We start from the raw sequence: 6,312 nt of genomic DNA, 5'->3' as shown, positions 1-6,312 counted from the left end.
CTCGCAAAACAGCAAGCCGATGCTCATGCATTACAGTTAGAGCAACAGCAGCGTTTAGCAGAGCAAGAAGCGCAGATACGCCTTGATCAAGAAAAAGCAGCAGCGGAAAAGGCTGAAGCTGAGCGTTTAGAGCAAACACGTATTGCAGCAGAGCAAGCAGAAGCTGAGCGTTTAGAGCAAACACGTATTGCAGCAGAGCAAGCAGAAGCTGAGCGTTTAGAGCAAGCACGCATTGCAGCAGAGCAAGCTGAAGCTGAGCGTTTAGAACAAGCGCGAATTGCAGCAGAGCAAGCAGAGGCAGAGCGTTTAGAACAAGCACGTATTGCAGCAGAGCGAGCAGAAGCTGAGCGTTTAGAGCAAGTACGTATTGCAGCAGAGCAAGCAGAAGCTGAGCAATTAGAACAGCAACGTATTGCAGATGAACAGGCAGAAGCTGAGCGGTTAGAACAGCAGCGTATTGCAGCAGAGCAAGCTGAAGCTGAGCGTTTAGAGCAACAGCGTATTGCAGATGAACTTGCAAGCGAAGCAGCTCAAAAAGTAGAGAAACCTAAAAAAGAAGGTTTTTTCTCTCGCCTTAAAAAAGGTTTATTAAAAACTCGCGTTAATATTGGTTCTGGTTTTGCTTCCATATTTAGCGGTAAAAAAATAGACGATGATTTATTTGAAGAGCTAGAAACGCAATTACTCACCGCCGATTTAGGCGTTGATACCACAATGAAGTTAATAGACCGCCTAACTGATGCGGCAAACCGTAAGCAATTAAAAGACGGTGACGCACTTTATGAGCTAATGAAACAAGAAATGGCCGTAATGCTTAAAACTGCAGAGCAGCCGTTGGTTATTCCAGCCGATAAAAAACCATTTGTTATATTAATGGTAGGTGTTAACGGTGTAGGTAAAACGACGACCATTGGTAAATTGGCTAAGCAATTTCAAAGCGAAGGCAAGTCGGTCATGCTTGCTGCGGGTGATACATTTAGAGCCGCAGCGGTTGAGCAACTACAAGTATGGGGCGAACGTAATAGTATTCCTGTTATTGCACAGCATACTGGTGCTGACAGTGCGTCTGTTATTTTTGATGCTTTTCAAGCGGCAAAAGCGCGTAACGTTGACGTATTAATCGCAGATACAGCAGGGCGCTTGCAAAATAAAGACAACTTAATGCAAGAGCTTGAAAAAATAGCGCGAGTAATGAAAAAAATTGATCCTGATGCGCCGCACGAAGTAATGTTAACTATTGATGCAGGCACAGGGCAAAATGCGATTAGCCAGGTAAACTTGTTTAATCAATGCGTTGGTTTAACCGGTATTACTCTTTCAAAACTAGATGGCACGGCAAAAGGCGGTGTTATTTTTGCGGTAGCAGATAAGTTTAACATTCCAATTCGCTATATTGGTGTGGGTGAAAGTATTGATGATTTACGTGCCTTTAAAAGCGATGACTTTATTGATGCGCTATTTAGCCAAGATGAAGACGACGCTTAAAGCTTAGCAAGCTATTAGTACAAGCGTTGAAAAGTGATCAGCGCGACGTTCATAAAGTGAAAGCTTCACCCAAATGGTCATGTTTGTACTTTGATTTTCCGGTTCTGTAGGTGTGGTTTATAACACACCTTTAAAAGGTGGAACTTTTATTTACCAAAAGAGGGAGCTTGATCCCTTTTTAATTGCGAGGAATACCAGCTTTATTGATGTTTAATAGTGTTGGCATAATAAAAAATGATAAATTTTCAGCAAGTAAGTAAAACCTATCCAGGCGGGCATCGCGCTCTTGAAAAAGTTAATTTTCATATTAAACCTGGTGAACTCGCGTTTTTAACCGGCCACAGTGGCGCGGGTAAAAGTACGCTGTTAAAGCTAATTAGCTTAATGGAACGCCCTTCTGCTGGAAGTGTGTTTATTAACGGTATCGATTTAAACAAAGTAAACTCACGGCAAATTCCTTATGCCCGTCGCGACATCGGCATTATATTTCAAAACCACCGCTTATTAGAGCGCTACACTATATTTGATAACGTAGCACTGCCCTTGATCATTGAAGGCACACACCATAAGCAAATTGCAAAGCGTGTGCATGGCGCGCTTGATAAGGTTGGCTTGATTGATAAAATTAAATGCCACCCATCTATGCTCTCTGGTGGCGAGCAGCAGCGTGTGGGTATTGCCCGCGCAATTGTTAACTCCCCGCCAATATTATTAGCAGATGAACCTACGGGTAACCTAGATCCTGAGCTTTCAATGGAAATATTACGTCTTTTTGAAGAGTTTAATAACCATGGGACAACCGTACTTATTGCTACCCACGATCTAGGATTAGTGGCCCGGATGAAGTATCGCAGCTTAACCCTAAAAGATGGTCGTATGATTCAAGATCCGTTAGCCGAGGGCGCATTATGAGTTTACTTTTTAAAAGTCGTCAAAATAGTAACGATAAACAAAAAAAATCAGTATTTGCTGGCGGTTATTTTTTTATTATTAATATTTTTCGCCAAGGCGTACATAGCTTAGGTGAAATGTGGCGTACACCTCTAGCGTCGTTAATGACTATTGCAGTACTGGGTTTGAGCTTAACCTTGCCAGCTAGCTTATACTTAGTGGTTAAAAATGTGCAACAGGTAAGCAGTGGCTTTGAAGAGGCCAGCGAAATTTCTTTGTTCGTAAAAGAAAGCATGAACGAGCAAGAAACCCAAACCTTAGTAAAGCGCTTAGCACTCTACCCAGAAGTGGAAAGCGTGACCTTTATTTCTAAGCAGCAAGCTCTACAAGAGTTTAAGCAAGTATCTGGATTTGGTCAGGCGTTAAGCTATTTAAATAGCAATCCGTTACCCGATGTTGTGCTCGTTATACCAACATCGCGACACAGACAACCTAATGCCGCAAAAGTACTTTTAACTAAGCTTGAAAGTGAGCGAGAAGTTGATTTTGGCAAGCTCGACATAGCTTGGCTTGAGCGCCTAAATGCATTGCTAAGCCTATTAAAAGAAAGTGTTATTACCATTGCGCTGCTATTGCTTACCTCGGTAACGCTAATAATAGGTAACACTATTCGTTTGTCTATTATGGATAAAAAAGAAGAAATACAAGTAATGAAGCTGGTAGGCGCTACTAATACTTTTATTCACGCCCCCTTTTTATGGACCGGAATATGGTATGGCGTTATAGGCGGGTTATTTGCATTTATATGTGTGGCGCTAATGATGTGGTGGCTATCAACTGCCGTTAGTAGTGTGGCAAGCGTTTACCAAACTAGTTTTTCTTTAATTGGTTTAACCTTAAAAGAATTTGGCTCGCTGGTACTGCTTGCTACTAGCTTAGGGTTTATTGGTTCGTACTTATCGGTTAATCGTTATATAAAAGAAATTGAGCCAGATAAAGTCTGACATAAAATGGTCACATTTTTATATTATTCTTTTTAAAGCAGTTTTTATAAAAGTGCTTTAAAGCTATAGCAGGCTTAATTCATCACTTATTCAGTCGCTTAGCGTAGACTTAAAAAATACAAAAAACCACTTGATTTATACTTAAGAAAAGTTTTAAATTGGGGTTAGCACTCTTAGGCAAAGAGTGCTAAGATGGTTTCAAATGTTTATCACCGAGGTGAAAAATGAGTAAAGATTTATACGCAATGGCACTTACAGTTGGACAGCAAAGCGCAAGCATGGACGGTTACCTTCAAGCGGTAAGCACTATTCCTATGCTTAAAGTAGAGCAAGAACAAGAGCTGGCAACACGTCTTCAGGAAGAAGGTGATCTTAGTGCTGCAAAGCAACTCATTATGTCGCACTTACGCTTTGTAGCGCATATTGCAAAAGGCTACTCGGGTTATGGCTTGCCACAAGCAGATTTAATCCAAGAAGGTAATATTGGCCTGATGAAAGCGGTAAAGCGTTTCAACCCAGAAGTGGGTGTGCGTTTAGTATCGTTTGCAGTGCATTGGATTAAAGCAGAAATTCATGAGTTTGTACTTAAAAACTGGCGCATCGTAAAAGTTGCTACCACTAAAGCACAGCGTAAATTGTTTTTTAACCTTCGTAAAAATAAAAAACGTTTAGGTTGGTTTAACCAAGCAGAAGTTAGCACAGTAGCTAGCGAGCTAGGTGTGAGTGAAAAAGAAGTACGTGAAATGGAATCGCGCATGAGCGGCCAAGACATGGGCTTTGACCTTACAGGTGATGACGACGACAGCGCACCAAGCAGCACCTATTCACCAGTACAGTATTTAACTGATGGCACTGCTGACTTAGCTGACGATATTGAGCAGCAACAATGGCAAGAACAATCACATACTCGTTTGTTTAGCGCTCTTAAAACGCTAGATGAACGCTCGCAAGACATTGTAAGCGCACGTTGGTTAACCGACGATAAAGCAACGCTACAAGAACTTGCTGAAAAATACAGTGTATCGGCTGAGCGTGTTCGCCAGTTAGAAAAAACAGCGATGAAAAAGCTACAAGCTGCAATGGTGTAAACCTAACCATTTAGCTAACAAAAAAAAGCCCCGCATATAAAATGCGGGGTTTTTTTGTTTGTTTCACGATATTTACTTAAAATTTTATTAGCACTCAATGCGGCTATTGAAGCTGCTCGTGCCGGTGAGCACGGTCGCGGCTTTGCCGTTGTTGCCGATGAAGTACGCGTTCTATCTCGCCGCACTCAAGAGTCTACTGCTGAAATTTATACTACTATCGAAACTTTACAAAACACGACTAAGCAGGCTGTTAGTTTAATGGATAGTAGTAAAAGGTTAGCTAATAATAGTGTTGATGACGTTAATGCTGCAGCGAAAGCCCTCGAAGAAATTACTCAAGCGGTTAATATAATTTCTGATATGGCAGGACAAATAGCCATAGCAGCCGAAGAACAAACACAAGTAACAAATGAAATAACGCAAAATACGGTTGCTATAAAAGATGTTACTGATGAGATCACTGAGTCGGCTTTGACCCATTTAAGCCAAGCAAAAGTACTTAAAGATCGCGCTGCTGATTTGAGTGATAAGGTGGCTACTTTTATTTTATAAGCGTGAATAATTACTCTACTGCAGCCTTATTAGTAGGCAGTAGAGTGATAGTCATATTTCTTCTCTTTCGCCTAAGTGAGCTACCCAGCGACATAGCTTCGCTCTGAACTCTGGGTTTTCCTCGATAAAAAGTCACTTTAATAAGTTCGACTTCTATTAATTTAGTAGTAGACCTTTAACCCTTAATATTATTTTTAGTTGCTTCGCTATACCACAGCTCCATAAAGCATTCAGTTAACTTATGTTCTATTTCAAGTGCTTTATCGGTTGGGCAAAATAGGGTGAAGCTTGCTCTAAATTCTCCTAACTCAGTAGTACCAAAGTGAATTTCGGGTTCTGGGCCTGAAATTTTTGCATCTAATTTTCTTTCGATAATAGAGTTATACCGGCTCGCCACTTCTTCAAACTCTTCGCAGTAATGCTTGGCTTTATTGCGAAGAGTTTCGTAAATAGGGTACGGATTAAAGCTGTCTTTACGCACAATATTAAAATGATGAGTAGCAAAGCGTTTAACAAAGTTTAAGTTTTTTATTGGGCTGGTAATTAATTTGTTATTAGGAATAAATATTGTTTTTCTAGAGAATTGATAAGTTCGCATATCAATTTCATGTAAGGTGGTTTTAATCCAGTTGGTCTCTGCTACTTCGCCATAATATTCACCAACTTGTACCCAGTCGCCAATTCTAAATGGGCGGGTTGTTACTAAGTAAAAAAAGCCAATTACACATTGAATAAACTCTCTAGTGGCAAGCACAATAGCAACGGCAAAAGCGGCTATAGACAGTGCAAAGTTTTGAATCTCAGTCGACCATATAAACAGCAGTAACAAAACCATAGTAAAGTTAATAAAGTGCTTAATATTGTGTGCAATGTAGCGAGTATCTTTTTCTTTTTTTTCTGCTCTATATCGCGCCAACTTATCAACAAGTACTTTTAAACTAAATGCGATAGTGAGCACCACCACTGAGATAAGAACTGGGTGTAGTAGTATATCTTTGATCATAAATTCCAAAATACGAGTAATTGCAAACAAGCTTAGTATATTGATTTATGAAACCAATTAGCAAACTTAACCTCAAAAAAATTAAGTTGGGTTAGTCAGTTACTCCATTGCCAACATGGTGATGCTGTTTATTAAGCTGTTTACGACACAAAAGTACAAGCTCAATAGCTGAAATTAAAATTAAAGTATAACCAAGTGTTTCTATCCCTTCTTCTACCCAATAGCGCCAAGTGCTCCATCTAAATCTAATGAGCCAAAGCGAGTTAATTTAGGTGGTGGTGAAAGGCGC

The 6,312-nt window shown here is 40.3% G+C and carries 5 protein-coding genes and 1 pseudogene; 5 read left to right on the top strand and 1 reads right to left on the bottom strand.

Going from position 1 to position 6,312, the window contains the following annotated elements; all coding sequences use genetic code 11:
- The 5 genes and pseudogenes from ftsY to AAEY55_RS17755 all read left to right on the top strand — a co-directional run.
- Positions 1-1,485: signal recognition particle-docking protein FtsY (gene ftsY, locus AAEY55_RS17775; protein WP_350552526.1), on the top strand; the 1,485-nt coding region annotated here is incomplete at its 5' end.
- 234 nt (positions 1,486-1,719) lie between these two features.
- On the top strand, positions 1,720-2,397 hold the full coding sequence (gene ftsE, locus AAEY55_RS17770) for a cell division ATP-binding protein FtsE (RefSeq protein ID WP_058372450.1): 678 nt from the start codon (positions 1,720-1,722) through the stop codon (positions 2,395-2,397).
- Positions 2,394-3,380, top strand: coding sequence for a permease-like cell division protein FtsX (gene ftsX / locus AAEY55_RS17765; protein WP_011327067.1), 987 nt, complete (start codon positions 2,394-2,396; stop codon positions 3,378-3,380). The genes ftsE and ftsX overlap by 4 nt, the downstream gene beginning before the upstream one ends.
- Before the next feature lie 224 nt (positions 3,381-3,604).
- Positions 3,605-4,468, top strand: coding sequence for an RNA polymerase sigma factor RpoH (gene rpoH / locus AAEY55_RS17760; RefSeq protein ID WP_011327068.1), 864 nt, complete (start codon positions 3,605-3,607; stop codon positions 4,466-4,468).
- A gap of 84 nt (positions 4,469-4,552) precedes the next feature.
- Positions 4,553-5,020: pseudogene (locus AAEY55_RS17755) on the top strand (methyl-accepting chemotaxis protein); the annotation flags it as partial.
- Positions 5,021-5,195: 175 nt separating this feature from the next.
- Here the strand turns inward: AAEY55_RS17755 and AAEY55_RS17750 are convergent.
- Positions 5,196-6,023, bottom strand: coding sequence for a mechanosensitive ion channel family protein (locus AAEY55_RS17750; protein ID WP_089367659.1), 828 nt, complete (start codon positions 6,021-6,023; stop codon positions 5,196-5,198).
- Between the last annotated feature and the right edge of the window lie 289 nt (positions 6,024-6,312).

This window comes from Pseudoalteromonas sp. 120-MNA-CIBAN-0494 (assembly GCF_040308885.1).
Taxonomy (GTDB): Bacteria; Pseudomonadota; Gammaproteobacteria; order Enterobacterales; family Alteromonadaceae; genus Pseudoalteromonas; species Pseudoalteromonas nigrifaciens.
Note: the sequence above shows the minus strand (reverse complement) of the source record. Positions and strands in the feature narration are given on the sequence as shown.